The organism is Streptomyces yokosukanensis (genome assembly GCF_001514035.1).
Classification (GTDB): domain Bacteria; phylum Actinomycetota; class Actinomycetes; order Streptomycetales; family Streptomycetaceae; genus Streptomyces; species Streptomyces yokosukanensis.
In genome coordinates, this window is the sequence record NZ_KQ948213.1 from 265,461 (window position 1) to 291,793 (window position 26,333).

Sequence of the window (26,333 nt, forward strand, 5' to 3'; positions counted from 1 at the left end):
CTGGTCTGGACTCGCACGGGTCCAGCGGAAGGGTCCAGGAGTCCAGTAGCGGACATACAGCACGAAACGCACCCGGCGGCCGCGGGCCACCCCCCCAACGCGCCACACCAACACCCCGAACACCCCGAAGAAGGTGAAACGCCATGACCAAACGCGGCGGCCCCTACCCCCACCTCCGCCTCGACCTCGGCGTGAAAGTCCGCGACGGCGTCGCCGCCGTCGACCTCGTCCTCGGCCAGGGCCGCAGCTTCCGTGAGGCAGCCGCCGCCCTCGACCTCAGCCTCACCACCTGCTGGAGAAGGTTCTGGTTCGTGATGGACATGGGCACCCCCGAACGCCACGGCTGCAAGCCCGGCCCGATCCCGCCGCAACGCGGCACCCGAGCGTGCCCGCGAGGCCGGCCGTGGATGCCGACCCTCGACGGCCCCGCTCAGAAGGGAAGGGTGCGATGAGTGCAACTCCCGCGCGGCGCAAGGTCGACGCGCTGCTGCAACTTGCTGCCGGCAGCACCAACATGGCAGCTGCCAGGGCGGCGGGCGTCAGCCCCGGCACGATAGCCATCTGGAAGAAAGACCCCGAGTTCGCGCGGGAGATGGACGCGCTGCGGCAGGTGGTACGGCGGGAACCGTTCGATGCTGCGGCCGTGATGGCGGCAGCTGAGGACGTCGAGGAGCGCCTCGTACCTCCCGGGCCGCGGGTGCACGAGGACGGGTCGGTGACCGTCAGGGTGAGCATTCCGTCCGGCACGTCCCCGCGGAAGGCAGAGCGGCTGACCGCGCGTGCGATTGCCCGTGGTCTGCGAGCAGTGCGGGAGGCGGAGTCGTGAACGTCGACGACGTCATACGCGAGCGGATCGAGCAGGCCCGCATCAAGGCCGAGCGGGAGAAGCGGCGCCGCGAGGAACTGGCGGAAGCCCGCCGCATAGGCGTCGCCCGCAGGCACGCAGCCAAGTTGCGGCGGCTCGCCGAAGCCGCCTTCGACAACACCGTCCCGGCAGCGTCCGGGGCCTGATCTGAAGGAGATCACCATGTCCAACGTCAACCGCCCGGTCGCGCCGAGCGCTGCCGCGCACGCTGCTCGGATTCGTGCCCGTGACGAGGAGTGGGCGTCGGCGTCGGGGGAGCGGGACACCCGGCAGACGTATGAGATCTACGGCGAGCGGGCGGCGGCCCAGGCGCGTGCCGATGAGGAGCTGCGCGAGGGGGCCCGTAAGCGGGAGCTGCGAGCGCGTGGCGTGTGGGTCCCGGACGACGCGTCCGAAGAGGAGGGCGATCGCGAGGAGTACGACCAGGCTGAGGAGTACGAGGATGAGGAGCCGGAGACCGATGAAGAGCCGGTGAGCACGGCTGAGCGGTACGCCGCGCGCGAGCGGAAGCGCCAGCAGGCCGAGCGGGCGGCGACGCTGGCGGCGCACAGGGGCGCGGTGAGGACGCTGGGCCCGCAGGGTCATCAGCAGGCGGCCAAGCTGGCGCAGCCCCACCGGTACGCCGATCGCTGGCAGAAGCCGGCGTCGTAGGTACGCAGCGCAGCACTGTGCCCGGTCGTCGTCGCGGCGGCCGGGCACGGTCGTGTCAGTGCGTGCGGTAGGTCCACCGCTCCTCGCGCCCGAAGCGGCCTCGCCAGGTAACGACCACCGCGAAGTCGCCGGTGCCTACGCCGGGCACGACGAGGATCGGGACCGCTTCACCGGGGCCAACGCTGGCGGCCTGCTCGGTATGGTCCCCGGGGTGAGGGGATGACAACGATCCTGCCCGCACCGTGACGTCCCGGGCTGCCCTGCTCCCGGTGTTCACGACCCTGTCCCGGCCGCCGCCGCGAGCAGGTTCAAGCTGCCAACTGACTGCGGAGCGGCTCTGCCGCCACGCCGCGACCGACGCGACTGCAGCGACTACCGCGGCCGTCGACCCCACCCAGGTTGCTACGTCTCCAGCTTCCATCGGGGCACGGTACCTGTCGGGACGGGAATTCGGCAGACAGTCAGCGGCAGTGGTCTGGCTCCCGATAATGTCCCTTCTTATGAGCCAGAGTTCGGAGATTGCTGTACCCGACAACGGTCAGTCGGCCGTCGTCTCCAACGCCACCCCGCCCCTGTCCGCCGCCGCCCGCGACGCACTCGACGCCGGCACCGCCGACTCCACCCGCCGCGCCTACTCCACGGACTGGCAAGAGTTCACCGCCTGGTGCGCCACCACCGGACACCGACCGCTCCCCGCCACACCCGAGACCGTCGTCGAGTACACCGCCGCGCTCACGACCATCCCGAGGCCGCGGACCGGGCGCCCGTACTCGCCCAGCAGCATCGAGCGGGCCATCGCCGCCATCCGCACCGCCCACACGGCGGCGAACATCACCCCGCCCAGCACGAAGGGCGCTCGCGTCGTCCTGCGTGGCTACCGCGACCGACTCGCCCGCTCCAAGGACCCGGCCGCCAAGCCCCGCAAGGCGCAGCCAGCCGTGCCCAACGTGCTGCGCGCCATGCTCGCCACCCTCGATCGCACTGCGCTGATCGGGAAGCGGGACGCCGCCCTGCTGCTGCTCGGCTTCGCCACGGCCGCCCGCGTCTCCGAGCTGGTCGCGCTCGACCTGGCCGACGCCCCCGAGACCGAACACGGCGTCGAAGCCTCGGTGTACCGGAGGAAGATCAAGGCTTTCACGGACACGGCGGTGCCGTTCGGTAACAACCCCGCCACGTGCCCCGTCCGTGCTGTCCGCGCACTGCGCGAGGCCATGGCCGAGGCGGGCCGCGCCGACGGGCCGCTGTTCATCCGCATCGACCGACACGGACGCATCGCCCCGCCGATGTACCGCCACGGCGTACCGATTGGCGACCCGGCCGGCCGGCTCACCGCGCAGGCCGCCGCACAGGTAGTAGAGCGCGCCGCCGAGGCCGCAGGACTTGAGGGACAGTGGTCCGGGCACAGCCTGCGCCGCGGGTTCGCTACGGCCGCCCGGAAGGCCGGGCACGACCTGGTCCGCATCGGCCGGCATGGCGGATGGGCCGACGGCTCCCGGGCCCTGCTCAGCTACTTCGAGGACTCCGACAAGTGGGAGGAGAACCCCGTCGCCGGAACGGGGCTGTGAACAAGCACGTTTCGGACGGAGGTGCTCCACCAGGCCCCGCGCACCATGGTCGGCACCCCGTCGGCGTTCAGGTCTGCGGCGATGGTGTTCCAACTGCGCCCTGCCGCGCGCTCGGTGCGGATGCGGGCGCGGACGGCCAGCGGCACGGGGACGCCGCGCCGGTGCACATGCCGTGTGCCGCGGCGGCTACGCAGCTGCGCCTCGTCGACGGCCACGGCCTGAAGCAGGGCGGCCCGCCATGGGTCGAGCTGCAGCGCGTGGGTGATCCGGTCCGCCAGCGTGGACGACGGTGGCCGCTGCTCGGCCTCCACGGCCCGAAGGCATCCCGGCGAGGCGAGGACAGTGGTAGCGAGGGCCTGTCGGGACAGGCCGGCGTCAAGGCGGGCACTGCGCAGCATGGCGCCGATGCCCGATGGCAGGGGCATCCATCGCGGGGACATGGGTGACGGCATATCCGGACACCTCCGTGGCTTCGATTCATCGGAACGATAGACCTTCAACCTTCGAATCAAAGGCTGCATGGAGTATCGTTCCAATGGACGGCGCATCCAGCGACGTCACAGGCCGACGATCCGAAGGCGTGATGCCTGAGCGCGATGCTCACCCGTGATCCGAGCCACGGCCTGGCCTCCCAACCGCCAGCCCTCCGCAACAGGGAGACGCCATGGCCCGCCGCTTCTCCGGCCACCAGCTCCGTTCCGCCCGCCGAACCGCCGGCCTGTCCGTGCACCAGGTCGCCGACCAGGTCGGGCGCACTTGCTGGAGCGTGTACGCCTACGAACGCGGCGCCGCACAACCACCGATCGAGGTAGCCGACGCGCTGGCTGACGTCGTCGGCACCTCGCTCGCCGCCCTCCTCGCCGACGATGGCGTGAAGGCGGTGACTGCCTGATGGCCGGCCAGTTCCGCATCGCGGAGGGGTATGTCGAGGTCACGGCCGATGAGTCCGGCTACGACCGTGCGATCGACCGGCTGAAGTCGAAGAAGACCCAGGTCAAGATCGGTCTCGACCTTGACGACAAGGACGCCACCTCGCGGTTGGACCGGTTCCTCCGCGAACGCACCCTCGGGGTCAAACTCGACCTCGACGATGCCGCCCTCGCTCGCCTCCGGCTGACGGACGTATCCGTCAGCGTCACCCCGAAAATCTCCGACGCCGCGTACAACCGGGTAAAAGCCCAGCTGGACAAGCTCACCGCCGACCGCGTCGTCAACATTCGCGCGACAACCGATACCAGGGTCGCCGCTGACGAGATCCGCAATCTGACCCAACGGCGCCAGGTGCGTATCGGCATCGACGTCGATACCCGCGTCGCCGCGGATAGCCTCGCGAACCTCACCCGCCGCCGGCAGATGACCGTCGGCGTCAACGCCAACACCACGGACGCCCGCGCCCGCATCGACGCGCTCTCCCGAGACCGGCGCCTTAACCTGCGGGTCGACGTCGACCGGGCAGGCTTGTCTTCCCTGTCCAACCTCGGCGGCGGAGGCGGGGGCGCCCTATCCGGCCTGATCGGCACCGTCGCCAGGTTGACCGCCGTCGTGGGCGGCGCCTTGCCGACCGTGGCGTCCCTCGGCCAGGCTCTCATCCAGATGGGCCCTGCGGCGGCGATCGCGGCGCCGGCGGTGTTGTCGCTCGGTGCGGCGTTCGCGGCCGTCAAGCTCGGCACGTCGGGTATCAGCGACGCGTTCAAGCAGGCCTTCCAGCCGGCCGCCGCGTCGGCCAACACCGCGGCCACGGCAACACGGCAGGTGGAATCCGCGCAGCGGTCTCTCGCGAAAGCACAGCAAGCTGTCAAGGATGCGGAGGTCAACGCAGCTGCCGCCCGTGTCAAGGCAGCCCGGGATATCGCGGATGCGCAACAGAACCTGAAGAACACCATCTCGGACGTGGCCGACTCCAACCGGCGCAACGCCGAACAGGTGGCGACCGCCGAACGTGATCTCGCCGACGCGCAGCGCGCCGCGAAGCAGGCCCAGGTCGATCTCACGCAGGCCCGCAAGGATGCCGCGCAGCAGCTGGAGGATCTCAACAACCAGCTCGCTGACGCGCAACTGTCGCAGCGGCAGAAGGTTCTCGACCTTCAAGACGCCGAACAGCAGCTCACCGCGGACAAGGCGGCCGGGGCCAAGGTATCCGCGGAGCAACTAGCCAAAGATCAGCTCGCCTACGACCAGGCAGTACAGGCCCTCAAGGAACAGCAGACCCAGACGGAGCGGCTGCAGCAGCAGACCACCGATGCGAACGCCGCCGGTGTCGAGGGCAGCAAGACCGTCCAGGACGCCAAGCGGAAGGAAGCCGACGCCAACCAGACTGTTGCCGACAAGACGCAGGCGCTGAAGGACGCTCAGATCGAAGCGGCTCGCGCGCAGGAGGACGGGGCGCAGCGGATCGCGAAGGCTCAGCGGGACGTCGCGGACGCTCAGGCTGCGGCGGCGCAGGCCGCGAAGGATGGGGCGCGGCAGATCGCGGACGCGCAGGAGAACGCGACGGTGGCCGCCGAGGCTCTCGCGGACGCGCAGACCAAGAGTGCGACGGCCACCTCGAAGACGGCTGACGCCTTCGCCAAGCTCGCCCCGAATGCTCGCGCGTTCGTGCAGGCAGTCCTAGCCCAGTCGGGCGCGTGGCGGGCGCTGAAGCTGGACGTACAGAACCGCCTCTTCCAGGGGCTCGGGCAGTCGTTCACGACGATGTCGCACGCGATCCTGCCGGACCTCAGGACAGGGCTGGTCGGCACGGCCGGGGTCCTGAACCGCATGGGCAGGGGTGTCGCTTCCACCATCGCGGGGCTGGGGAAGAGCGGCACGATCAAGAAGCTCTTCAGCGGACTCAATGAGGGCTTGTCGCCACTCAGCCGGATCCCCGGCCAGATGATCAAAGGCTTCGCTCAGATCGGCGTTGCCGCGGCGCCGGCATTCCGCCGGATCACCACGGCGACCGGCGGAGTCTTCGACCGCATCAGCAAGCAGATCGACACCGCAGCCAAAAACGGGCACCTGGAAAAGATCATCAATCAGGCTCTCGGCATCGCCAAGCAGTTCGGCAAGCTGATCGGCAACGTCTTCGGCGTCCTCGGCAACCTGATGAAGGCAGCAGGGAAAGCCGGCGGCGACGCACTCGGCTCGCTGGGCTCCGTCTTCGCGGAACTCCGGAAAATCACCGCGATGCCGGAAGTGCAGAAGGCGCTGACCTCAATCTTCCGAGCCCTCAACGATGTCGGGAAGCTACTGGCCGGCGCCCTCGGGCAGGCCATCCAAGCGCTGCTGCCTTTGCTGGCGCAGCTGGCCCCGATCGTCTCCCAGTTGGCCAGGGAACTCGGACCGGTCATCGGTCAGCTGCTGACGGGGCTCGGCCAGGCGCTGACGCCGATCATTCACGCCTTGCTGCCGGTGGTGCAGAACGTCGGCACAGTCGTGGTCGGACTGGTGCGAGCGGTGCTGCCGCTCCTCAAGCCTTTGGGTGACCTGGTCGCCGTGATCATCAAGGCGGTCGCTCCGGTACTCCAGGCGATCGGGGCCGCACTGGTGCCGCTGGTGGCTGCGCTCGCGCGGGGCCTGATGCCGATCGTGGTCGCGCTGGTACCGGTCGTGCAGATGCTCGGGCAGTTCCTCGGTGCGCTGGCGCCGATGTTCCCGACGCTGATTCAGGCGCTGCTGCCGCTGATCCCGCCGATCACCCAGCTGACGCTGGCCCTGCTGGATCTGGTGGTGCAGGTACTGACGCCTCTGATGCCGCTGATCACTGGGCTGGCTGAGTTGCTGTCTACCGTGCTCGCCGGGGCGATCAACATCCTGATCCCGGTCATCACGACGGTGATTGGGTGGATCACAACGTTCGTGCAGGCCATGAGCGATGGCGTCAACGACATCGTGAAGTTCTTCCAGTGGCTGTACGACGAGCTGGTCGGCCACTCGATCATCCCGGATTTGGTCAACGCCATCGTCGGCTGGTTCACCGGCCTTTGGGACAAGACGAAGCAGATCTTCACGGACTTGAAGAACTGGGTCGTCAGCACGTGGAAGTCCATATGGGATGGGGCCCGCTCCAAGTGGGACAGCTTCTACAGCGGCCTGAAGTCGGCGATCTCGGGCGCCTGGTCGTGGATCAAATCCAGCGTGTCCGGCGTCAAGGACGCGATAACGAACACGTGGTCGTCGCTGTGGAACGGCGCGAAGAACACCGTGAGCAGCATCTTCTCCACAATCAGCTCGAAGATCTCCGGCTTCGGGACCGGCATGCGGAACGCCTTCACAAGCCTGAAGAACGCGCTCGGCACGATCTGGAACGGCATCGAATCGAAGATCTCGTCGCCGGTGAAGTGGGTCGTCAACACGGTCTACAACAACGGCATCCGCCGCATGTGGAACACCATCGCCGGGAAGATCAGCAGCAGCCTGACCTTGCCAACGATCAGCCTCAACTTCAACAGGGGCGGCGTCGTCCCCGGCTCCGGCAACAGCGACACCGTCCCCGCCATGCTCACCCCCGGCGAGCGGATCCTGTCCAAACAGCAGGTGGCCGCCCTCGGCGGCCACAAGGGCATCGATGCCATGCTCGGCCAGGACCACCCCACCCGGACCGGCGGGAACCCGACCAAGCAGCAGGAACGACAGCGCGAGCAGGCCGGCGCGCAGCACTTCGCTTCCGGTGGCATCGTCGGCACGATCACCTCCGGCATCGGCGGCGCCATCGGCGGCGCGTTCAGCTGGGCCAAGGATCTAGTGATCGGTGGTCTGAAGGCTGCCGCGCAGAAGGCGTTGAGTTCGCTCGTGAAGCCGCTCATCAACCGGATCCCCGGCGGCGGGTTCGGTGACCTGCTGAAGGGGTTGGCGAACAACACGGTCGACAGCATGCTCAGCTTCCTTGGTAACGAGGACAAGAAGGCCATGGGCGGTCCGGCTGTACAGCGGGCGCTCGCGTGGGCCAAGTCGCAGGGCGGCCTGCCCTATCAGTGGGCTGGTAACGGCAACCCGAGCTGGGACTGCTCCGGCTTCATGTCGGCGATCGAGTCTGTGATACGCGGGGAGAAGCCGCACCGGCGTTGGGCGACCGGTTCGTTCCCGCCGGGAACGTCCGGGTGGGTGCAGAACCTGAAGTCCCCATTCATGATCGGAATCACGAACGCCGGTGTGGGCCACACCGCGGGCACGCTGGCCGGTGTGAATGTCGAGTCGTCCGGCGGGCTCGGCGTCCACTACGGCAAGACCGCACGCGGCTACGACGACCCGCTGTTCACGTCGCAGTGGGGTTTCGCCCCGGCCGCGAAGTACGACTCGGGTGGCCTGCTCAACCCAGGCGCCACGATGGCGATCAACGCGACCGGGCGGCCTGAGCGGGTCCTGACTGCCGGGCAGAACGCCGCGTTCGAGCAGCTCGTCTCCAGTGCCCAGACCAACGGGGGAAGCGTCGTCATCGAGAACATCACCGTGTCCGGAACATTCGACTTCTCCACCCCCTCTGCACGCCGCGAGGCAGCGAACGCACTGGTCAAGGAAATGAAGGAAGCGATCCGCAAGAGCGACAGGAGCCGGCTGTGAACGTCATCGCTGAACTGCAGGTCCCGCCGCTGTTCAAGGACGGCCAGGCCATCGCATGCCCGGTCTGTGGCCAGGACGACGATCTGACCCTGATCATCGACTCGCAGGACTTCAGTGAGACAGCGGCGCTGCTGCGCTGCGATGACGCGCACCAGTGGGCTGAGCCGCGTGTACCTCGCAGGATCGGCGCGGAACTCTTGGCTATCAGGGCGCGTGAGCGGCCCGACTTGATCGATTGGTCTGAGGCACAAAGGCTGTGAGACGGGCCGCCCGCCCTCGTGACCGCCTGGGAGCGTCGAGGGCGGGCGGGCTGCTGATGCCGCTGTCAGGGCTTGGGCTGGACGATGAATCCCCGCACCGGCCTGATCTGCTGCGGATCCCTGGACGTCGGTTGCTGCGTGCGTTTCCACGTCTTCACGAGGTCTGCGTACCGGGGGTCGATCCACTCAGGCTCAGGCATGCGAGCCTCCTCTCTGCTGCGGCAGGTTAGACGCAGGCTTGGACCACGAGGGTGCCGATGTGCCCGACCTTCGGAGCGTCCACCACCGTCGCCGTGGCGTCCGTGAATCCGGCTCGGAGAAGGTGCCGCTCCCACACCGCAGGCTTGTAGCTGTACCGGTAGGTGAACATCGCCTTCCCAGCGAACCCGCCCTTGTACATGCCCTGAGGTCCGTAGGCGCCCGGGATGGCCGGCGGCTGGGAGAACACGAACGTGCCGCCCTCGTTGAGATGCTCGCGCACGAAGGGGAACAGCCGGGACGGGTCGGTGAACCAAGCCGCTCCGAAGATGGAATACACGGCGTCGTACCGGCCCTCGTCGGCGGCGAGCCAGTCGAGGACTTCCCCGCGCTCGATCCGTACACCGAGCGGTGCCCACTTCTCACCAGCGCGTTCCACCATGCGCGGGGACAGGTCGACGCCGGTGGCCTTGATGCCCTGCTGAGCGAGGTGGGCGAGGGCGCGGCCGGTGCCGCAGCCGATCTCCAGTACGGAATCCGGTGCGCCGAGGAGTTCGGGGCCGGGGCCGTGGCCGGCGTACTGGGTCCAGCAGAACGAAGGTTCCGCGTCGTCCTTGAACGCGGACTCTGCGAAGGCGTCCCACAGTTCGGTCTCGGTGGGAATGTCGTGGGGTACGGGCACGGCTGTTCCTCTGGTCGTCGTGATACGGGAGCCCCCGCCCTCGGAGAGCCGTGAGGGCGGGGGCGACTGTAGCGGGGGTCAGTGGCTGTCGGGGACCTTGTCGTCGCAGGGCGAGCAGTCCGTGCCGTCGATGGCCCACAGTTCCTCGTCGATGGGCCAGCCCTGGGAGCGGAGGAAGTCGCCGGTGCGCAGGCACAGTCCGTCGCGGCGCCGTTCGATGAACGGGGCGTGGTGCTTGAAGCGGCCGCCGTTGTAGAGGCGGCAGATGCCCCACCAGACGGGGGTGTCGAGGATCAGCTGGTGCACGCCGATGTCGACGAGCTTGCCGACGCCGAGGTGTACGTCGGGGTTCTCGATGGAGCCCATGACATACATGACGGCGTTGCCGAGGATCCGTTCTGCCATGTCGCGAACCATGGTGTGATCGCGCAGGAGCAGGGCGATCTCGCGGTCCCACAGGGCCATGCCCGAGTCGAAGACGTTGACGGTCAGCTCGGTGATGTGGGGTGCGACCGCGTTGAGCAGTTCTTGCGGGTTGCGGATGCTGGTTGCGGCGGGACGCTCTAAGGCGACGGTCACGGCTTTCCTCCTGTCGTGAAAGGTCTCCCCGGTTGGGGCTTGCGGTGTGGCCGCCCCCGACAGGGGCGACGAGGACGGCCACGTCTCCAGCGCCCTGACCCTCGTCCTTCGCCGTCAGATAGGTCCCGCTGGAGTTGTGCCCGTGCCCGACGTAATCGGCGTCCACGTCGGGCACGGCGTCTATTCGACCCACTCAGTGCCGGACGCGTCCGTCACGGACTGTCGGCCGTTGTAGAAGTCCCGATGCGGCCCGCCGTGGCCAGGCGAGCGAGTGCAGGACGCCCCGCCGTTGGGGTGCTCCAAAGCGCAGTACCCGGCCGCACGAGCCCCGGACCGGGCGGCCTCTGCCTGACGCGTGGCGAGATCCTTCCGCTTGGCAGTCATCGACCCAACCCCATAGCGAGGGCGTGCAGGGCGCGGCGGGTCTCACAGAGGCTGGCGTCGTCGGTGCATTGCTCGCACCGGCCAGGGTGGGCGTTGCGTGCGGCCAACACGGCGCGGCGAGTGCACGGCCGGCATGCACGAGGGAACCAGTGCCCACCGTCCGTCCTGCGCTCCCCGAGGTCTATCGCCGTCGCGGTGGACAGGGGCTCGCCGCCCCACACGCACTCAGCTCCGCGCGCCCTGGCGTCCGGCAGGATTTCCACCGGCGGCAGTGGAATGAGCGGCAGGAGAGCGGCAGGGATGTCGACCAGGGCTCTAGTCTCAGTAGTTGTCATGCGCGGGCCTCCGCTTCGGTGCGGTATCCGCCAGGGCCGAACGCGGCGGCGATGAGCGCGGGGTCGTTGAGCTGGCCCGTCCCGTCAGGGCGCCACAGCCAGAACCGGCCTTCCACCTGCCAGCCCGTCGGCGGGGACGGCAGCAGCCAGCCCGCGGGGTGCACGACCAGCTGACGGACATCGGCGAGTTCCTCGGCGGCGCTCGGGGCCACCAGCCAGAACATGCGGTTGCCGTCCGGGTCGGCGAGGACGGGGCCGTGCGGCGACTCGCGGATCCGGGAGGCCGCCGGCCATCCCCGCATGAGGCTGGACTCGGCGACGAGCCAGTGAGCGCCGGAGGCGATAGGGGCCAGGATCTCCTGATCCCACGCCGCGCGAACGACGGCCGGGTGTTCGCTGCATTCGGCGAGCCATTTGTCCCCGGCCTCGTACTGCGCGGCGGAGCGCAACGGGTGGGCCATGACTAGGACGTTAGAGACGGCGGCGAATCAGGACCCAGTCTGATTCGCGAATATTCGGCTACCAACTGGCGTGATTCGGCGTGATGCTCACGCGAGGTCGGCAGCCTGGGCGCGGGCCCGTGCCAGCAGCCGGCGCGCTTGCGTGCCGTACACGGCCGCCGCGGCGAGCGTGTCCCACACGCGGCGGTACAGAGTGACGGTTTCGGCGTCGTCCAGCCACAGCTCGGCATGCCAGTCCTCGACGATGGCGAGGCGGTCGTCGTACAGCCAGAATGCGTTGGCCGGCGGGATGGCGAGCTGCGCACCGAAGGGCACAATGCCCAGCTGCACGGTGTCCAGGCCGATGACGGAGGCGAGTCGGTCCATCTGCCCGGCGAGGACGTCGCGGGGCGCTACGCAGGCGTACAGGGCCGCTTCCCACAGCAGGATGTGAAAGACCCGGCCGGGCTCGTACAGCAGCGCCTGGCGGGCGATACGGGCCCGGACGGCGTCCTCGACGTCGCGCGGCGACTGCTGGAGTTCGGCGTAGTGGCCGAAGACGTGACGGGCGTAGTCCGCGGTCTGCAGCATCCCGACCACCATGGACCCCTGCCAGGCTCGCAGTTCGGTGGAGCGCTCGTATTCGATGGTGAGGACGTCCTGCACGGGCCTATGCCCGGCGCGCAGTTGGCGGCGCCACGACCGGGTGTGAGTCTCCAGACCCTGCAGGCGGGCGGTGAGTTCCCCTGCGGTCGAGGGGTGGCCGGTGGCCGTAGCCCAGGCAGTGAGGTCTTCCGGGGTGGCGGTCTGCCGGCCGGTCTCCAGCTTGGACACCTTGGCCTGCGGCCATTGCAGCAGGGCCGCCAGGTCCCGTTGCGTGCGCTGGCCGCGCAGCTCACGGAGCCGGCGGCCGAGCGCCTCGCGGGCCTGCTGGAAGTCCGTGGTCACACTGGCGAAGTTACCCGCTGATCTGGTCGTACGGCACGGCGTGGTGCCAAGCAGCCTCGCGGACCTGGGCGTAGCGGAGCACCTCGACCGGGTTAGTGATCAGCTCCACGCCGGTCATCTCGTCGGCATCGTTGAACTGCAGCAAGGCGACGACGCGGGCGTCGAACAGCCAGAAGTCCTCACGCGGAAGCTGCAACTCCTCGGCCTTGCTGCGCGGCAGGACGCGGATGGTCTCGCCGACGGCGGTGTTGCGGCGGGCGTTGTCGAGGAGGTACCGCTGGCCCAACGTCGCGGGCTCGTCGAGGATCCGGACCCGCTCGAATCGCTTGCCGAGTGCGGACTGCTCGCGCCGGTTGGTGCACCACGGGTCGTCCAGGTCCCACGTCACGGGCTGGCCGGCGGCGAACTGCCGGTAGGTGTCGGCGGCCTCGTCCTCGGCGTACCGGGCGCGGGTCTCCAGCCGCCAGGCCGAGTGCCGGAGCGTGGTGAACATTCGGCCGAACTCGGCGAAGGTGATGGGCTGCGGCACGTGCACGGCCTCCTTCGGGCCGAAGTTCGCGAGCAGCTCTCGGGGCACGGTCACCGCGGCTTCCCCGTCCGCGAGGTCGAGCTGCGACAGCTCAGCGGGGTCGGTGATCGGGTCGCCCTGCACGACGTAGGTGTCGGTGCCGGTCTCGGTGTAGAGGGTGGGGCATCCGTCGTTGCCCGAGTTGGTGCCAACCTTCCACAGTCGCCTGGTCATGGCGGTCCCTTCGTGGGTCGGGTGATCTGCCCGCGCACCGTAGCCTTCGGGCGTCTGCCGGCAACAGTGCGCCGAACGCCTGTGACAGACGGAGCAGATGGGGCTGAGCCCTTACGCTGCAGCCATGAGTGCGATCGACTGGGGGGACGCCCCGACCTGGCTTGGGGCCGTCTTTGCGGCGGCAGCCGCGGGCGCGGCCGTGTGGACGTTGAAGAGCCAGCGCGACCAGATCGACGAACAACGCGACTTCATCGCCGAGCAGCGGGCACTGATCGCTGAGCAGTCGGCGACGCTCATCCTTGAGCGGACCGCCCTGGTCGACGCAGCCGCAGACCGGCGGCGCGGCCAGGCCGAGGCAATCACCTGGGAGCGGCAGGGATGGTTCCTCATCCTGACGAACCGCAGCCGTGCGCCGATCACCGACGTGCACATGCAACACCCGTCGGGGGCCCTCGACGTCGGAACAGTCGAGCAAACCGCAGCCAACCCGTCGGGTATCGGCCTCGAACCAGTTGCGGATCCTTACCCGGTGCTGGGCAGCGGCCAACAACTCGGATGTGCGAGGCCAGAACGAAGCAGCGATCCGGTCGTGGCAATGTTCACCGACGATGCCGGGGTGCGGTGGCGGCTGGACGAGAACGGCAGGTTGGACGAGATCGACCCCACCCCCTAGCCGCATAGAACCTGTCGGGGGCCATGCGGGTTCAGGGCTCAGGGCTGTCTCCAGCCCTCGTTTCGGTGGGTTTTCAGGGGGTCGCCGCAGAAGCCGAAACCCGAAAATTTGCAGCTCAGCCGCGATATCAGGGGCGAAACCGGTTTCGGGCCGGGGTGAAACCTCCAGCCCTTCCCGAAACCGGCTCGAAGGGGTCTACTCGTCTTCCTCGACAGCCGGGAGATCCGTGTACCGCAGCCCCTTGGCGCCACCGCAGCACTCCCGGATCTGCAGCTGTCGGGTGGAGACCTTGAACGGCTTCAGTGCGGTGCTGAGTGCCGTGGACGCCGCCGTCGCGTCCATCTCGGTCCAGGGGCGGTATAGGTCGGGCCGGTAGGTGGCGAGGGCCTCGACGAGGCGGTGGGAGTGGACGGCCTCGACGCCACCGGGCCAGATCGCCTGGACGTGGTCGACGATCGTCTCGACGTCCAGCTCCTCGACCAGGGCACCCACGGACTGGCCGGAGAGAGTGCCGGCCGCGGTCCGCAGCGCCAGGGCGCGCTTGGCGATGTCCTCGGCCTCGGTCTGCTTGATGAACGCGGCCCGCACGGTGATGCCTTCACGGCCGCGGGCGAGGATGCCGGTTCCCTGCTCGTCGATGCTGATGTCCGTGGCGCGCAGCCCCCGCTCGTAGGCGCTGGTGCCCAACACGTTGTTGTTGGCCCGCCAGTCCATCACGGCCAGGCACAGGCGCGTGCCGACCGAGGAGGACACCGAGGTCGGCAGCGACGGGGCGTCGGGGTTCTGGGTGAGCAGGATCAGGATGATGCCGTAGGCCCGCGCCTTTTTGATCAGGCGGGTGGCCAGGGCGGCAGCCTCGTCCTTGTAGTCGGCGTGCGTGAACAGCTCCTGGACCTCGTCGATGACGATGACGCGCGGGCCGAGGTTCTGCTCGGGGTACTTCTGCGCCAGGGCGCGGGTGACCTTGCGGCCTTCCGGCACTTCGGAGGCGGGCAGGGAGCGGATGAACGCGGCGCGGCGCTGGTACTCGGCGATCCCGGACCGCATGCCAGCGAGCGCGGCTTCGAGGTCTTCGTCTTCGTCGCCGGAAACGTACCGGTGGCAGATTGGCTTGACTGAGTCGAGGTCGCCGGAGCCCTTGAGTTCGTAGATCCACAGTTCGGCGGTGGGGTCGAGGGCGACGCCGAGGACGATGGCGAGCGCGCACGACGTCTTGCCGCTGCCGGGGATACCGCCGACGAGCAGGTTCGAGTACATGAGGGTGATCTCGATGAGGTTTCCGCGCGGGTCGAACCCGTAGGGGAGTGGCTCGTACACGTCGGCCTGGCCGTCCTTCATGAGCGGCCACAGCTTCCGGCCGGCCTTGGCCGGGTCGCGCTGGGCGACCCACAGCACCAGGCGGCCGGGGTGCGCGGTGCGGTCGGCCTCCGGCCAAACGGTGCTGATGGGGCGGCGCATGGCTGCAGCCAGGGCGGCCCGCTTCTCCAGCACGGCCGTGGCCTCGACGCCCGGCGGCAGGTCGACCTCGGCCCGCCAGCCGGGGCCGTCGCGCATCGCCTCGGAGGCGAACTCCACGCCGCGACGGCCCTTCTTGCCCTCGATGCCGATCGCGGCGAGCGCGTCGAAGACCTCGGTGGAGTCGAGGCGCCGCAGGACGTTGGTAGCGACGTAACGGGTGATGAGCGGCTTGTCGCCCTTCTTGCCGAAGCAGCCGGTGACCGCGGCGGCGGCCACGTAGGCGGTGAGGGTCCAGCCGGGCACCAGGAAGCCAGCCACGATGGTGGTGATGCCGGTGGAGGTGGCCACGGCGAGGGAGGCGATACGGCGCGGTCGGACGCGGCGGGAGTGCTCGCGGGACAGGGCGAGCCACGCCTCGATGTCCGCGGAGGCGGCGGCCTTGGCCTCGACCGGGCGGGCCTCGGTGTCGGCGACCCACTTACCCCAGCGCACGATCAGCCGCCAGGTGCCGCGCGGTGCGCGCAGCAGCAGCCGGGCCAGGTAGACGGGCGCCCGGAGGGCGTGGAAGGCGGTGACGTGCGCGTAGTACGACACGGTCCAGCGGGCGGCGTCGACGAACTCGGCGGCGTTCCGCAGGAAGGTGGGCACGACGGGCGGCGCCTCGGCGAGATAAGCCTGCTTCTCGGCGAGCCAGCTGCCGGGCTCGCGGCCTGCGGTGGGCGGGTCGACGGGCCGGGGCTCGGCGTTGGCGACGACGTCGATGATGGTCTCGGTCAGAACGTCGGGGACTTCTTCGACGGTCGGTGGCGCGGGCTCGGCGGTGGTCTCGGGGGCGAACTTGAGCAGGGACACCTGCGGCTTGACGTGCCCGTTCACGCGCTCCGGCGCGGTCTCGGTCATGCTGGTGGTTCCTCTCTCCATAGGAGGGATGAGGGGCACGGGGCGGCCGGCTGCTTGGCGGTAGGACGGCCGCCCCGTGGCGTACCTACTTGCGCGTTGCGGCGGCGAGGATGTCGGCGTGGTCGAACGCGAGCGGCGGCAGGCTGTTCAGGGGCCACCACTCGGCCTTGGTCGCGTCATCGCCAGCCTCGACGGGCGTTCCGGGGACGACGGTCAGGTGGTAGGCGACGGTGACGTACCGGCCGCGCGGGTCACGGTCGGGCCGGTCGAAGACGCCGATCTGGTCCAGCTCTTCCGGCGCCGCGCCCTCGTACGGCGGCCAGCCGCGCTCGATCAGCAGGACGTACCCGTCGGTCGTGGTGACGACGACGTCGGCGGTGAAGCGGATGGTCTCGAACGTTTCGGTCATCTGAGTCTCCTTGGTCATGGCTACTTGCCCTGCTGCTTGCGGCGGGCGGCGGCGCGGGCGTCTTCCCGGGCCTGCGCCTCCTCGCGGATGCGGTCGACCCGGTTCTCAAGGGCCTTCGTGGACCTGCCGCGGGCCTCGCGGCGCTGGATACGGACGCCCAGGACGACCACGCGGGCCAGTTCGGAAAGGTTGTGCGGGTCCTTGTCGGTGAGTGCCACGGTCACGCCTCCGGCTTCTCGTCGGCAGCCAGCTGGACGGCGATGTCGGTGTACGCGCGGGCGACGTCCGCCCAGGCGCCGGAGGCGGTGGCGTACACGGACGTGCGTGCCTGGCTCTCGGTCTGGTAGGCGGCGTCCCTGGCGTTGCTGGCCAGGGCCTTGGCCTTGGCGGCGGCGTCGATGGCCTCGGCGAGGGCCTGTTCACGGGTCACGATGTCCTCCTTGGTTACGGGCCGGGTTGTCCGGCCCCACCGCACCCCCGCAGGTGTTCAGAACTGAACACCTGGCGGAGGACGGAAGGGCAGGTCAGCGGCCCTTGGAGAGGTCGCGCCACATAGCGCGCAGGATGAGCACGCAGGCGGTGGCGCAGGTCCCGCCGACGGCGACGGCGACGGCGACGAGGGCGAGCGCGGCGGCCAGGAAGCAGGCGATGCACCCGCCGGCGACGACCAGGCCGCCGATGGTCACCCACTTCTTCGCGTTGAAGTCCTGTCCCTGGTGGTGGTGTCCGCAGGCCGGCGCCTGCTGCTGGGCGGTCTTGGCCAGCTCGACGGCGGCCAGGGCCAGGCGGATGACGTCGGTGTTCGTCGCGGCCTCGGTGACGGCGGCTTCGGCTTTGGCGAGCGGGGTCGACTCGGTCATCGCACCCACCCCCGCAGCCGGGGCAGGTGCGGCCTGGCGGCGGCGCCGAGGACGAACGCGACGAACACGGGCTTGTCGAGTAGCCACGCGACGACCGCGCCAGCGAAGGTGAACACGGACGGGATCAGGAGCAGCAGCCCGAGCAGGATGCCGAAGAGGAGCCAGCGCATCAGGCGTATCCGCCTTCCATGTCGTCGCGGCCGGGGCCGTCCTGTTGCTTCTTCGCGGCCCTCGACAGGGCCGTCCGGACGTAGGGCTCGGTCACGACCAGGCGGCGTGTCCGGGCGACGTGCTCGGCGATCTCGCGGGCTGATACGTCGGGGCCGAGGATGGATGCGGCCTCGACGATGGCGCCCTCGACGGTGAGGGGCTCCAACGCTTTGACCTGCGGCGCATCAGCCGCATCAGGTCGCTCGACGGTGTACTCGGCCGGCTGCTGACCCAGCACGAGAGCGACCGCGACGGGGTCGACGGTGACGCCATAGGCGCCGAGGATGTCGGCCAGCTCGATGGCGTCCGCATCAGGGCGCGCCTCATGGGCGAACCGGATTGCGTCGGCCGGATCCATGGCAGCGAGGGTGCTGCGCAGCTTGACCGTGGCGCTGGCGGGCCGGGCCGACGCGGCGGGGTTGGTCGACGGTGTGTCGGTTCCGGCGCCGTACATTCCGGTGAGCGCCGCATCAGCCCCCTCGCGGACGCGGACACGTTGGACGTCAACCAGGCCGGCACCGAGTTCGGCGTCGCCCACGCCCACGTACCGGGCGAGGCGCCAGTACTGGCGAACGGCAATCTTGCGTCGCCACTGGCCGGGGTGACCGTTGGCAACGGCGCGTTGAAAGGCCAGTTGCCGGGCAGCGTCGGCGTTGCGGCGCATCACCTCGGCGTCCAGGCCTGTCCGGTACACGACGACCGAGCGGGCGATCAGCCCGAGGCCCTCAGCGGCGCCGGACATAGCAAGCGGTGTGACCGCGAACACCGCAGCCTCGCGGGTGTCACTGGCGATGGCCACACCGATGCAGCTGGCGGAGACCGGCGCGAACCACATCCCGCCACGCACGACGGTGGGCGATGCCATGCCGAGCATGGTTCGGCCGAGCATGATCAGGGCGAGGATCAGGGTGAGGCCCTCGTCGGCCGCGACAACACCCGCGGCAGTCGCCTGCCGGTGGAAGGCGGAGACGGCGTTCGAGTAGGTACCCCAGGCGCCGAAGCCGCCGACGGCGACCATGGCGATGGCGGCGGCGCCGAGGACGACGTACTGCCCTTGGGTGAGTTCTCGTGTGGTGGTGCTGGTCACTGCTGTCCGTCCTCACGGAACGTGGCGTACTTGCCGGGCGGATAGACGTAGTTGGACAGGGCGCCCTCGGCGGCCACGGCAGCAGCGCCGAGGGTGGCGACCGCGGCGGCCGTCCCGGTGTGCCCGTGCTGGGATGCGGCCTGGGCCAGGACCGAGGCGGTCTGTGTGGCTCGGCGGGCGCCGGCCGGGTCACCGTCGGAAGTGGTGGCCGCGTTGTAGGCGGCGTCTCGGATGCGGTCGCGGAGGCTCACTGCTCGCCCACCTTCGGGTCGGAGGCGCGCACGACACGGTGCGCGCACAGGGTCACGGCCTCGCGGTCGCCGCGGTCGTTCGCTTCGAGCAGCGCAGCCATGAGGGCGGGAACGGGAGGAGTGGGCCGGGCGGACCGGGCCGCCGCGCGGACGGCGGCGTGCTCGGTCGGCCGCCGCACCGGCCTGCGAGAGTTCACTGCGCACCTCCGGCGAGGAGTGCGGCGTGCTGGTCAGCGAAGGCGCGCAGTTGGTCGGCAGCCGCATCGAGGGCGGCAGCCAGGTCGTACAGGCCGCCCTGGTCCAGGGATCCGGTGTAGCCGGCCTGCTCGACGTATCCGCAGACCTCGCGGCTCGCCCGCTCGGCGAGCGGGGTCTGGGCGAGCATCAGCCGGAACAACTCGGCGCCGTTGTAGGTGAGCCGGTGTTCAAGCCCGTAGTGGGTCAGGTCGGCTCGGTGCTCGGGGAAGGGGCCGTGCCCGGTGCACCAATCGGGCTCCGGCACGGTGACGTCCCCGTGGTCGAGGGTGGGCACGGTGACGGTGCGGGGCTCGTTCACTGGACCTCACCCCTCGCACGGTTCTCGGCGTCGCTGAGCTGGGAGGGATCGATGCGCGGGGCGTCGGTGAGCCAGCAGAACGGGCGGAGGCCGGCTGCGGCCTTGAAGACGCGAATGGCGGCGGCCTCGGGAGAGGTGCCAAGGGCGTAGACCCTGCCGCCCTCCAGCGAGGCGAGGAGCCTTGCGCCGTGGTGCTCACACCCGTGGGCGCCTGCGTTCTGGGCATCCAGAACGGTCACGACGACCGGACCGACGCACGGTGACAGGTCCTCCGGATGGGCGGCCGGGCAACGCGGCGTGTCTGCAATTCCGGACACCGGTTCGGTGTCGAGGGCCCGCAGCAGCATGCGGACGGTGGCGTGCAGCCCGCTGTGTGCCTGAGCGTAGGCGACGAGGTCGAAGCCCGTGGTGTCGCTATAAGCAAGGAGCATGCGGCGCGCGATCCGGACGGCGGTCTGCAGGTCGGTGGATTCGGTGAGGGCCGGGGGCAGGGCGCCCGCCGCGGTGGCGGGCGCCTGCGTGGCCTTGCGGCCGGTCATCGGGTGGTGCCGGCGAAGGCGGCGATCAGGGCGACGGCGGCGACATACTCGGCCTTACGGGGCCGGTACGCGGAGGTGAGGCGGGCGACCTGGCCGAGGCTGTACCGGCTGACGGTGTGGGTGCGGTGGGCGCGGCCACCCGCGACGGTGCGGCGGGTGCGGGCGGTGGCGGCGGGGGCTACGCCGAGGCGCTTTGCCACGCTGCGGAGGCCGTTGGCGACGCCGGCCGCGGAGTTCTTCGCGACACCGGACGCAATGGCGACGGTGGCCAGCGAGCGGGGCCGGCGGCGGCAGCTGGCGGCGAGGCGCTGGTGGGCGGAGCGGGCGCGCAAGGTGGCGCGGAGAGTGCGGCGGGTGGTGCGGCGTTCACGACGGATGGCAGACTTCTGCATCAGCCGAAGCTCCTTCTGATCCAAGGACTTCGGTCAGGCCCTGCCGCGGTGCTCCAACACCAAAGCGGGGCCGTCCCATTGCTGGGCGGCCCCGGTTAAATCACCAGCCTCGGGTTCTCCACGAGGCGATCTGTGGCCTTTCGGCTCCGAGCGTCGTGTCGTTCCCGTGGCCCGGATAGATCCACGTTTCGTCAGGCAGCGGGCCGAAGATCTTCTCTTCCAGCCCATCCATCAGACTCGTGAAGTCCCCCGGATTTGTTGTCCTTCCAGGACCTCCCGGGAAGAGGCAGTCGCCGGTGAAGACGTGCGGGTGGCCGTGCGGGTCGTCGTAGACCAGCGCGATCGAACCCGGGGTGTGCCCGACGAGATGCCGCGCGGTCAGCTCCACGCGCCCCACGGTGATGACGTCGCCGTCGTTCACCAGGACGTCCGTGGGCACCGGGATGCCGGGGGCGTCCTCCCGGCCGGCGTACGTACGCGCGCCCGTGGCGGCCACGACCGCGGCGAGCGCCTGCCAGTGGTCGCCGTGCTGATGCGTGGTGACGACGGACGCGATGCCGTCGTCACCGATCATGCCGAGGAGTGTCTCCGCCTCGTTGGCCGCGTCGATCAGAAGCTGCTCGTCGGTGGCCCGGCAGCGCAGCAGATAGGCGTTGTTGTCCATCGGGCCGACCGCGATCTTCGTGATCATCAGGTCTTTCAGCTCGTGCACATCCGCCGGTCCGCCGACCCTGACCTCTCCGGTGTACGTCATGGTGATCAGCCTATAGCGGGGAGAAGTCCGCGGACCGGCGGCGGCCTACAAAGGAGGCAGTTTCGGCAGAGCGCCCTTCACGGTCAGGCCGGAGCCGTCGCGCCGTCCGGCGAGCCAGCCCAGCAGGTCGGCGGCCGTGCCCTCGACCGCGACCGGTCCGCCCTCCGCGCCGCCGCCCGTGGTCCAGATCCGGCCGTCGCCGGCGGCCAGGCCGGTCGAGGGCACCTCCTGGTGACCGGCGAAGCGCTGCGTCAGGAAGTCGACCTCCCGCTCCACGAACTCCGCCGGAAGATCCTCCAGCTCGTACCCGACACCGAGATCCACATGGTGCAGCTCGACCTCGATCCACCGCCGGAACGGCACCCGGGACGCGGAGTCGGTGACCCCGTTGCGCAGCTCGACGGTGCGCGTCCAGTCCGCCGGCGCGTCACCCGTCGCCAGGAAGCGGGCCGCGCTCCCGCGCAGGTCGGCGAGCTGGGCGTCGAGGGGGCGCGGGGCGTCCCGCTCGATGTCGTCGTCCCGCACCTCGGCGCTCGCGTACATGGGGCGGCCCTCGAGAACGTTCACGAGAGCGTCCGCATTGCGGGCCAGATGAGCGAGGACGTGTCCACGGGTCCAGCCCGGGAGCCGTGACGGCTCGGCGAGCGAGGCGTTGTCCAGTCCGGCGACCGCAGTGAGGAGCCGTTCGGTCGCGTCACGTACACATGCCAGGTCATGAGCGTGATCAATCATGGGCCTGACCCTAGTCCTGCCACACCTTCGGGTGAAGGTGGTGAAGGCCGTCCGCAAATCGAAAGCACGTGCTATATCGTCGGGAACGGCGTCGGGCATGCTGGATGCCCGGAGGTTGTTATGCAACCGGGCAATCCGACCGGCGTTGTCAGTGGCTCCCCCTAGTCTGAAGAAGCACGGGGGCCCCGCCCCTGTCACTTCTCTCAAGAAAGGTGCGGACCGGCGTGGCCGACCGTCTCATCGTCCGTGGCGCGCGCGAGCACAACCTGAAGAATGTCTCGCTCGACCTGCCTCGTGACTCGCTCATCGTCTTCACGGGCCTGTCCGGGTCGGGCAAGTCCTCCCTGGCCTTCGACACGATCTTCGCGGAGGGCCAGCGCCGTTACGTGGAGTCGCTCTCCTCGTACGCCCGGCAGTTCCTCGGCCAGATGGACAAGCCGGACGTCGACTTCATCGAGGGCCTGTCCCCGGCCGTCTCCATCGACCAGAAGTCGACCTCGCGCAACCCGCGCTCGACCGTCGGCACCATCACCGAGGTCTACGACTATCTGCGTCTGCTCTTCGCGCGCATCGGCAAGCCGCACTGCCCCGAGTGCGGGCGCCCGATCTCGCGCCAGTCGCCGCAGGCCATCGTCGACAAGGTCCTGGAGCTGCCGGAGGGGAGCCGCTTCCAGGTGCTGTCGCCTCTCGTGCGTGAGCGCAAGGGCGAGTTCGTCGATCTCTTCGCCGACCTCCAGACCAAGGGCTACTCCCGCGCGCGCGTGGACGGCGAGACGATCCAGCTCTCCGAACCGCCCACGCTGAAGAAGCAGGAGAAGCACACCATCGAGGTGGTCGTCGACCGCCTCACGGTCAAGGACTCCGCCAAGCGCCGCCTCACCGACTCCGTGGAGACCGCCCTCGGCCTGTCCGGCGGCATGATTGTGCTCGACTTCGTCGATCTCCCCGAGGGCGACCCCGAGCGCGAGCGCATGTACTCCGAGCACCTCTACTGCCCGTACGACGACCTGTCCTTCGAGGAGCTGGAGCCCCGCTCCTTCTCCTTCAACTCGCCCTTCGGCGCCTGCCCCGAGTGCACCGGCATCGGTACGCGCATGGAGGTCGACCCGGAGCTGATCGTCCCGGACGAGGACAAGTCGCTGGACGAGGGCGCCATCCACCCCTGGTCGCACGGGCACACCAAGGACTACTTCGGCCGTCTGGTCGGCGCACTCGCGGACGCCCTCGGCTTCCGTACGGACATCCCGTTCGCGGGCCTGCCCCAGCGCGCGAAGAAGGCCCTGCTCCACGGCCACAAGACCCAGATCGAGGTCCGGTACCGCAACCGCTACGGCCGCGAGCGCGTGTACACCACGCCCTTCGAGGGCGCGGTGCCGTTCGTGAAGCGCCGGCACAGCGAGGCCGAGAGCGACGCCAGCCGCGAGCGCTTCGAGGGCTACATGCGCGAGGTGCCCTGCCCCTCCTGTGAGGGCACGCGTCTGAAGCCGATCGTCCTCGCGGTCACGATCATGGAGAAGTCGATCGCCGAGGTCTCCTCGATGTCGATCAGCGACTGTGCGGAGTTCCTGGGCCGGCTGCAGCTGAACGCCCGTGACAAGAAGATCGCCGAGCGGGTCCTGAAGGAGGTCAACGAACGGCTGCGCTTCCTGGTCGACGTCGGCCTGGACTATCTCTCGCTGAACCGCGCGGCCGGCACGCTCTCCGGCGGTGAGGCCCAGCGCATCCGCCTGGCCACCCAGATCGGCTCCGGCCTCGTCGGCGTGCTCTACGTCCTCGACGAGCCGTCCATCGGTCTGCACCAGCGGGACAACCACCGACTGATCGAGACCCTCGTCCGGCTGCGCGACATGGGCAACACGCTCATCGTCGTGGAGCACGACGAGGACACCATCAAGGTCGCCGACTGGGTGGTGGACATCGGTCCCGGTGCCGGTGAACACGGCGGCAAGGTCGTGCACAGCGGCTCCCTCAAGGAACTGCTCGCCAACACCGAGTCGCAGACCGGTGCGTACCTCTCGGGCCGCAAGGAGATCCCGGTTCCGGACGTCCGCCGTCCCCGCGACCCCTCCCGGCGGCTCACCGTGCACGGCGCCCGCGAGAACAACCTGCAGGACATCGACGTGTCCTTCCCGCTGGGCGTGTTCACGGCCGTCACGGGCGTGTCCGGATCCGGCAAGTCGACGCTGGTCAACGACATCCTCTACACGCACCTGGCCCGCGAGCTGAACGGCGCGCGCAACGTCCCCGGACGGCACACGCGCGTGGACGGCGACGACCTGGTCGACAAGGTCGTGCACGTCGACCAGTCGCCCATCGGCCGCACCCCGCGGTCCAACCCGGCGACGTACACCGGTGTCTTCGACCACGTCCGCAAGCTGTTCGCCGAGACCACCGAGGCGAAGGTCCGCGGCTACCAGCCCGGCCGCTTCTCCTTCAACGTCAAGGGCGGCCGTTGCGAGAACTGCGCGGGCGACGGCACGATCAAGATCGAGATGAACTTCCTCCCGGACGTCTACGTCCCGTGCGAGGTCTGCCACGGCGCCCGGTACAACCGGGAGACCCTGGAAGTCCACTACAAGGGCAAGTCCATCGCCGATGTGCTGAACATGCCGATCGAGGAGGCCACCGACTTCTTCGAGGCCGTCCCGGCCATCTCCCGGCATCTGCGGACGCTGAAGGACGTCGGCCTTGGTTACGTGCGTCTCGGTCAGTCCGCCACCACCCTCTCCGGCGGTGAGGCCCAGCGCGTGAAGCTGGCCAGCGAACTGCAGAAGCGCTCCACCGGACGCACGGTCTACGTCCTGGACGAGCCGACCACCGGTCTGCACTTCGAGGACATCAGCAAGTTGCTGACGGTCCTCGGCGGCCTGGTCGACAAGGGCAACACGGTCATCGTCATCGAGCACAACCTCGACGTGATCAAGACCGCCGACTGGATCGTGGACATGGGTCCGGAAGGCGGCGCCGGCGGCGGCCTCGTGGTCGCCGAGGGCACGCCCGAGGAGGTCGCCGGGGTTCCGGCCAGCCACACCGGAAAATTCCTGCGCGAGATCCTCGGCGCCGACCGCATCAGCGACGCGGAACCGATGAAGGCGCCGCGCGCCACCACGGCCAAGAAGACGGCTGCGGCCAAGACGGCGGCGAAGAAGACGGTGACGGCCAGGGCCAACAACACGGCGACCAAGAAGGCTGCCGCCGTCACGAAGAAGGCGACGCCCGCGAAGAAGACGACGCGGGCACGAAAGTCCTGACACACCAGCAGAAAAGCGGCGCCCCGCGGGAACTCCCCGCGGGGCGCCGCTCGTTCCACCATCAGACACCCCGGCCCTGAGGTCCGACAGGATCCCGTCCCCCGGGTCCGGCCGCACCTTGACAACAGCAGAGAGGAAAGGGACCGCTCACAGTTGACCGAGCTCGGCGGCGTAGGGCGGCTCGGCTCCCGCCCGTGAGCAGGTGATCGCCGCCGCGCGTGCCGCGAAGCGCAGCAGCCGCGTCCAGCCCTCCGTCCCGAGGGCGGCGAGCGCGTCCGCGGACAGCGCTTCCAGGGCCGAAAGCCCGTGCAGCAGGGCCGCGTTCACCGTGTCACCGGCGCCGATGGTGTCCACCACGGCGACCTTCTCACCCGGTACGGAGCACTCCGCGCCATCCCGGGTGAACACGCTCAGCCCGTCCCCGCCCCGGGTCACCACGACGGCCGTCGGCCCCGAGGCCAGCCACTCGCCCGGGGTGCCGCCCAGCCACTCGGCGTCCTCCGCGGAGAGCTTCAGCAGCGTCACCGAGGGCAGCCAGCTCTTGAAACGCGCCCGGTAGGCGTCCGCGTCCGGGATCAGCCCCGCCCGGATGTTGGGGTCGAGCGCGGTGAACAGCCGCTGTCGCGCGGCCGTGCGCATCAGCTCCTCATAGGCGCTCGCCCCCGGTTCCAGCACGAGCGAGCAGGTGCCGAAGGACACCGCGCGCGTGCCGGCGGGGAGCGTGGCGGGGGCGGTGAACAGGCGGTCGGCAGTGCCTTCGACGTAGAAGGAGTAGGCGGCCGAGCCGCTGCCGTCGATCGTGGCCACCGCCAGGGTCGTCGGCTCCGCCCCGCGCTGCACGCCGGACACGTCCACCCCCGCCTGCCGCAGCCCGTCGAGCAGGGCCTCGCCGAACGCGTCGTGCGACGTCCGGGAGCAGAAGGCGGTGCGGGAGCCGAGCCGGCCGAGGGCCACGGCGGTGTTGTACGGGCCGCCGCCGAGCGCCGGCTTCAGGTCCGCGAGGGCACCGGAGCCCTGCGGTACCAGGTCGATCAGTGCCTCACCGGCGACGACGATCACGAGACGGGTCCCTTC

At 69.6% G+C, this 26,333-nt stretch carries 32 protein-coding genes; 10 read left to right on the top strand and 22 right to left on the bottom strand.

Annotation, left to right across the window (positions count from 1 at the left end):
• Positions 1-143 precede the first annotated feature (143 nt).
• From AQI95_RS21165 to AQI95_RS21185, 5 genes are all read left to right on the top strand, one after another.
• Positions 144-452 carry a hypothetical protein gene (locus tag AQI95_RS21165; RefSeq protein WP_067125707.1) on the top strand — a complete coding sequence of 103 codons (309 nt, stop codon included), beginning with the start codon at positions 144-146 and terminating at the stop codon, positions 450-452.
• Positions 449-826 (top strand): hypothetical protein, encoded by a 378-nt coding sequence (locus AQI95_RS21170; protein WP_067125709.1) that lies wholly within the window; start codon positions 449-451, stop codon positions 824-826. Before AQI95_RS21165 ends, AQI95_RS21170 begins: the two co-directional genes overlap by 4 nt.
• Positions 823-1,011 carry a hypothetical protein gene (locus AQI95_RS21175; RefSeq protein ID WP_067125711.1) on the top strand — a complete coding sequence of 63 codons (189 nt, stop codon included), beginning with the start codon at positions 823-825 and terminating at the stop codon, positions 1,009-1,011. Before AQI95_RS21170 ends, AQI95_RS21175 begins: the two co-directional genes overlap by 4 nt.
• Positions 1,012-1,027: 16 nt before the next feature.
• Positions 1,028-1,516, top strand: a complete 489-nt coding sequence (locus AQI95_RS21180; RefSeq protein WP_067125714.1) for a hypothetical protein — start codon at positions 1,028-1,030, stop codon at positions 1,514-1,516.
• Positions 1,517-2,016: 500 nt separating this feature from the next.
• On the top strand, positions 2,017-3,081 hold the full coding sequence (locus AQI95_RS21185) for a site-specific integrase (protein WP_244188801.1): 1,065 nt from the start codon (positions 2,017-2,019) through the stop codon (positions 3,079-3,081).
• Here the strand turns inward: AQI95_RS21185 and AQI95_RS47380 are convergent.
• Positions 3,024-3,506 carry a hypothetical protein gene (locus tag AQI95_RS47380; protein WP_159056553.1) on the bottom strand — a complete coding sequence of 161 codons (483 nt, stop codon included), beginning with the start codon at positions 3,504-3,506 and terminating at the stop codon, positions 3,024-3,026. The two genes, AQI95_RS21185 and AQI95_RS47380, sit on opposite strands and share 58 nt — an antisense overlap.
• 239 nt (positions 3,507-3,745) lie before the next feature.
• Here AQI95_RS47380 and AQI95_RS21190 point away from each other — a divergent pair, with 239 nt between their 5' ends.
• From AQI95_RS21190 to AQI95_RS21200, 3 genes are read left to right on the top strand one after another with little or no spacing between them, the layout of a single operon-like run.
• On the top strand, positions 3,746-3,973 hold the full coding sequence (locus AQI95_RS21190; RefSeq protein ID WP_067125718.1) for a helix-turn-helix transcriptional regulator: 228 nt from the start codon (positions 3,746-3,748) through the stop codon (positions 3,971-3,973).
• Positions 3,973-8,619, top strand: coding sequence for a hypothetical protein (locus AQI95_RS21195; protein ID WP_067125721.1), 4,647 nt, complete (start codon positions 3,973-3,975; stop codon positions 8,617-8,619). Before AQI95_RS21190 ends, AQI95_RS21195 begins: the two co-directional genes overlap by 1 nt.
• On the top strand, positions 8,616-8,879 hold the full coding sequence (locus AQI95_RS21200; protein WP_067125723.1) for a hypothetical protein: 264 nt from the start codon (positions 8,616-8,618) through the stop codon (positions 8,877-8,879). The genes AQI95_RS21195 and AQI95_RS21200 overlap by 4 nt, the downstream gene beginning before the upstream one ends.
• 65 nt (positions 8,880-8,944) lie before the next feature.
• On the opposite strand, the gene AQI95_RS49850 is transcribed toward AQI95_RS21200, so the two are convergent.
• The 6 genes from AQI95_RS49850 to AQI95_RS21225 all read right to left on the bottom strand — a co-directional run bounded on the left by AQI95_RS49850 (position 8,945) and on the right by AQI95_RS21225 (position 13,187).
• On the bottom strand, positions 8,945-9,079 hold the full coding sequence (locus AQI95_RS49850; protein WP_279617015.1) for a hypothetical protein: 135 nt from the start codon (positions 9,077-9,079) through the stop codon (positions 8,945-8,947).
• A 26-nt stretch (positions 9,080-9,105) separates the two neighbouring features.
• Positions 9,106-9,759 carry a class I SAM-dependent methyltransferase gene (locus AQI95_RS21205; protein WP_067125725.1) on the bottom strand — a complete coding sequence of 218 codons (654 nt, stop codon included), beginning with the start codon at positions 9,757-9,759 and terminating at the stop codon, positions 9,106-9,108.
• Between the two features lie 78 nt (positions 9,760-9,837).
• Positions 9,838-10,338 (bottom strand): glycine-rich domain-containing protein, encoded by a 501-nt coding sequence (locus AQI95_RS21210; RefSeq protein ID WP_067125727.1) that lies wholly within the window; start codon positions 10,336-10,338, stop codon positions 9,838-9,840.
• A gap of 715 nt (positions 10,339-11,053) precedes the next feature.
• The gene (locus AQI95_RS21215) at positions 11,054-11,518 is read right to left on the bottom strand and encodes a hypothetical protein (protein WP_067125729.1); all 465 of its coding nucleotides are present in this window, start codon (positions 11,516-11,518) and stop codon (positions 11,054-11,056) included.
• An 87-nt stretch (positions 11,519-11,605) separates the two neighbouring features.
• The gene (locus AQI95_RS21220; RefSeq protein ID WP_067125731.1) at positions 11,606-12,445 is read right to left on the bottom strand and encodes a helix-turn-helix domain-containing protein; all 840 of its coding nucleotides are present in this window, start codon (positions 12,443-12,445) and stop codon (positions 11,606-11,608) included.
• A 10-nt stretch (positions 12,446-12,455) separates the two neighbouring features.
• Positions 12,456-13,187 (bottom strand): DUF6879 family protein, encoded by a 732-nt coding sequence (locus AQI95_RS21225; RefSeq protein WP_067125734.1) that lies wholly within the window; start codon positions 13,185-13,187, stop codon positions 12,456-12,458.
• Between the two features lie 124 nt (positions 13,188-13,311).
• On the opposite strand from AQI95_RS21225, the gene AQI95_RS21230 reads away from it, so the two are divergent.
• Complete coding sequence (locus AQI95_RS21230; protein WP_159056554.1) at positions 13,312-13,860, top strand: hypothetical protein; 549 nt, start codon at positions 13,312-13,314, stop codon at positions 13,858-13,860.
• A gap of 195 nt (positions 13,861-14,055) precedes the next feature.
• Here AQI95_RS21230 and AQI95_RS21235 read toward each other — a convergent pair whose 3' ends face one another.
• From AQI95_RS21235 to AQI95_RS21295, 14 genes are all read right to left on the bottom strand, one after another.
• Positions 14,056-16,218 (bottom strand): FtsK/SpoIIIE domain-containing protein, encoded by a 2,163-nt coding sequence (locus tag AQI95_RS21235; RefSeq protein ID WP_067125738.1) that lies wholly within the window; start codon positions 16,216-16,218, stop codon positions 14,056-14,058.
• Between the two features lie 85 nt (positions 16,219-16,303).
• Positions 16,304-16,627, bottom strand: a complete 324-nt coding sequence (locus AQI95_RS21240) for an NUDIX hydrolase (RefSeq protein WP_244188802.1) — start codon at positions 16,625-16,627, stop codon at positions 16,304-16,306.
• Positions 16,628-16,647: 20 nt separating this feature from the next.
• Positions 16,648-16,851, bottom strand: a complete 204-nt coding sequence (locus AQI95_RS21245; RefSeq protein ID WP_244188803.1) for a hypothetical protein — start codon at positions 16,849-16,851, stop codon at positions 16,648-16,650.
• Positions 16,848-17,057, bottom strand: a complete 210-nt coding sequence (locus AQI95_RS21250) for a hypothetical protein (RefSeq protein ID WP_067125744.1) — start codon at positions 17,055-17,057, stop codon at positions 16,848-16,850. The genes AQI95_RS21245 and AQI95_RS21250 overlap by 4 nt, the downstream gene beginning before the upstream one ends.
• 94 nt (positions 17,058-17,151) lie before the next feature.
• Positions 17,152-17,487 carry a hypothetical protein gene (locus AQI95_RS21255; protein WP_067125747.1) on the bottom strand — a complete coding sequence of 112 codons (336 nt, stop codon included), beginning with the start codon at positions 17,485-17,487 and terminating at the stop codon, positions 17,152-17,154.
• Positions 17,484-17,657 (bottom strand): hypothetical protein, encoded by a 174-nt coding sequence (locus AQI95_RS48020; protein ID WP_167361954.1) that lies wholly within the window; start codon positions 17,655-17,657, stop codon positions 17,484-17,486. Before AQI95_RS48020 ends, AQI95_RS21255 begins: the two co-directional genes overlap by 4 nt.
• Positions 17,657-18,784 carry a hypothetical protein gene (locus AQI95_RS21260; protein WP_067125759.1) on the bottom strand — a complete coding sequence of 376 codons (1,128 nt, stop codon included), beginning with the start codon at positions 18,782-18,784 and terminating at the stop codon, positions 17,657-17,659. The genes AQI95_RS48020 and AQI95_RS21260 overlap by 1 nt, the downstream gene beginning before the upstream one ends.
• A complete protein-coding gene (locus tag AQI95_RS21265) occupies positions 18,781-19,035 on the bottom strand; it encodes a hypothetical protein (RefSeq protein WP_067125768.1) in 255 nt (84 codons plus the stop codon). The genes AQI95_RS21260 and AQI95_RS21265 overlap by 4 nt, the downstream gene beginning before the upstream one ends.
• Positions 19,032-19,232 (bottom strand): hypothetical protein, encoded by a 201-nt coding sequence (locus tag AQI95_RS21270; RefSeq protein WP_067125770.1) that lies wholly within the window; start codon positions 19,230-19,232, stop codon positions 19,032-19,034. The genes AQI95_RS21265 and AQI95_RS21270 overlap by 4 nt, the downstream gene beginning before the upstream one ends.
• Complete coding sequence (locus AQI95_RS21275) at positions 19,229-19,591, bottom strand: DUF6907 domain-containing protein (RefSeq protein WP_067125772.1); 363 nt, start codon at positions 19,589-19,591, stop codon at positions 19,229-19,231. Before AQI95_RS21275 ends, AQI95_RS21270 begins: the two co-directional genes overlap by 4 nt.
• Positions 19,588-20,130: a hypothetical protein gene (locus AQI95_RS21280; protein WP_067125774.1), complete on the bottom strand. Its 543-nt coding sequence runs from the start codon at positions 20,128-20,130 to the stop codon at positions 19,588-19,590. The genes AQI95_RS21275 and AQI95_RS21280 overlap by 4 nt, the downstream gene beginning before the upstream one ends.
• Positions 20,127-20,522, bottom strand: coding sequence for a hypothetical protein (locus AQI95_RS21285; RefSeq protein WP_067125776.1), 396 nt, complete (start codon positions 20,520-20,522; stop codon positions 20,127-20,129). Before AQI95_RS21285 ends, AQI95_RS21280 begins: the two co-directional genes overlap by 4 nt.
• A gap of 100 nt (positions 20,523-20,622) precedes the next feature.
• Entirely contained in the window at positions 20,623-21,276 is a 654-nt protein-coding gene (locus AQI95_RS21290; protein WP_067125778.1) for an MBL fold metallo-hydrolase, read from the bottom strand.
• Between the two features lie 45 nt (positions 21,277-21,321).
• On the bottom strand, positions 21,322-22,008 hold the full coding sequence (locus AQI95_RS21295; RefSeq protein WP_067125780.1) for a maleylpyruvate isomerase family mycothiol-dependent enzyme: 687 nt from the start codon (positions 22,006-22,008) through the stop codon (positions 21,322-21,324).
• 224 nt (positions 22,009-22,232) lie between these two features.
• Between AQI95_RS21295 and uvrA the strand changes: the two genes are divergently transcribed.
• Positions 22,233-25,259 (top strand): excinuclease ABC subunit UvrA, encoded by a 3,027-nt coding sequence (uvrA, locus tag AQI95_RS21300; protein ID WP_067125782.1) that lies wholly within the window; start codon positions 22,233-22,235, stop codon positions 25,257-25,259.
• Between the two features lie 147 nt (positions 25,260-25,406).
• Here uvrA and AQI95_RS21305 read toward each other — a convergent pair whose 3' ends face one another.
• Complete coding sequence (locus AQI95_RS21305) at positions 25,407-26,318, bottom strand: carbohydrate kinase family protein (protein WP_067125786.1); 912 nt, start codon at positions 26,316-26,318, stop codon at positions 25,407-25,409.
• Between the last annotated feature and the right edge of the window lie 15 nt (positions 26,319-26,333).

Coding starts and splice junctions, on each gene's coding strand:
- AQI95_RS47380 (WP_159056553.1), bottom strand. CDS start 3,506: ATGCCCCTGCCATCGGGCATCGGCGCCATGCTGCGCAGTGCCCGCCTT.
- AQI95_RS21285 (WP_067125776.1), bottom strand. CDS start 20,522: ATGCAGAAGTCTGCCATCCGTCGTGAACGCCGCACCACCCGCCGCACT.
- AQI95_RS21170 (WP_067125709.1), top strand. CDS start 449: ATGAGTGCAACTCCCGCGCGGCGCAAGGTCGACGCGCTGCTGCAACTT.
- AQI95_RS48020 (WP_167361954.1), bottom strand. CDS start 17,657: ATGCGCTGGCTCCTCTTCGGCATCCTGCTCGGGCTGCTGCTCCTGATC.
- AQI95_RS21235 (WP_067125738.1), bottom strand. CDS start 16,218: ATGACCGAGACCGCGCCGGAGCGCGTGAACGGGCACGTCAAGCCGCAG.
- AQI95_RS21255 (WP_067125747.1), bottom strand. CDS start 17,487: ATGACCGAGTCGACCCCGCTCGCCAAAGCCGAAGCCGCCGTCACCGAG.
- AQI95_RS21190 (WP_067125718.1), top strand. CDS start 3,746: ATGGCCCGCCGCTTCTCCGGCCACCAGCTCCGTTCCGCCCGCCGAACC.
- AQI95_RS49850 (WP_279617015.1), bottom strand. CDS start 9,079: ATGCCTGAGCCTGAGTGGATCGACCCCCGGTACGCAGACCTCGTGAAG.
- AQI95_RS21215 (WP_067125729.1), bottom strand. CDS start 11,518: ATGGCCCACCCGTTGCGCTCCGCCGCGCAGTACGAGGCCGGGGACAAA.
- AQI95_RS21295 (WP_067125780.1), bottom strand. CDS start 22,008: ATGATTGATCACGCTCATGACCTGGCATGTGTACGTGACGCGACCGAA.
- AQI95_RS21165 (WP_067125707.1), top strand. CDS start 144: ATGACCAAACGCGGCGGCCCCTACCCCCACCTCCGCCTCGACCTCGGC.
- AQI95_RS21280 (WP_067125774.1), bottom strand. CDS start 20,130: ATGACCGGCCGCAAGGCCACGCAGGCGCCCGCCACCGCGGCGGGCGCC.
- AQI95_RS21230 (WP_159056554.1), top strand. CDS start 13,312: ATGAGTGCGATCGACTGGGGGGACGCCCCGACCTGGCTTGGGGCCGTC.
- AQI95_RS21180 (WP_067125714.1), top strand. CDS start 1,028: ATGTCCAACGTCAACCGCCCGGTCGCGCCGAGCGCTGCCGCGCACGCT.
- AQI95_RS21225 (WP_067125734.1), bottom strand. CDS start 13,187: ATGACCAGGCGACTGTGGAAGGTTGGCACCAACTCGGGCAACGACGGA.
- AQI95_RS21195 (WP_067125721.1), top strand. CDS start 3,973: ATGGCCGGCCAGTTCCGCATCGCGGAGGGGTATGTCGAGGTCACGGCC.
- AQI95_RS21240 (WP_244188802.1), bottom strand. CDS start 16,627: ATGACCGAAACGTTCGAGACCATCCGCTTCACCGCCGACGTCGTCGTC.
- AQI95_RS21185 (WP_244188801.1), top strand. CDS start 2,017: ATGAGCCAGAGTTCGGAGATTGCTGTACCCGACAACGGTCAGTCGGCC.
- AQI95_RS21290 (WP_067125778.1), bottom strand. CDS start 21,276: ATGACGTACACCGGAGAGGTCAGGGTCGGCGGACCGGCGGATGTGCAC.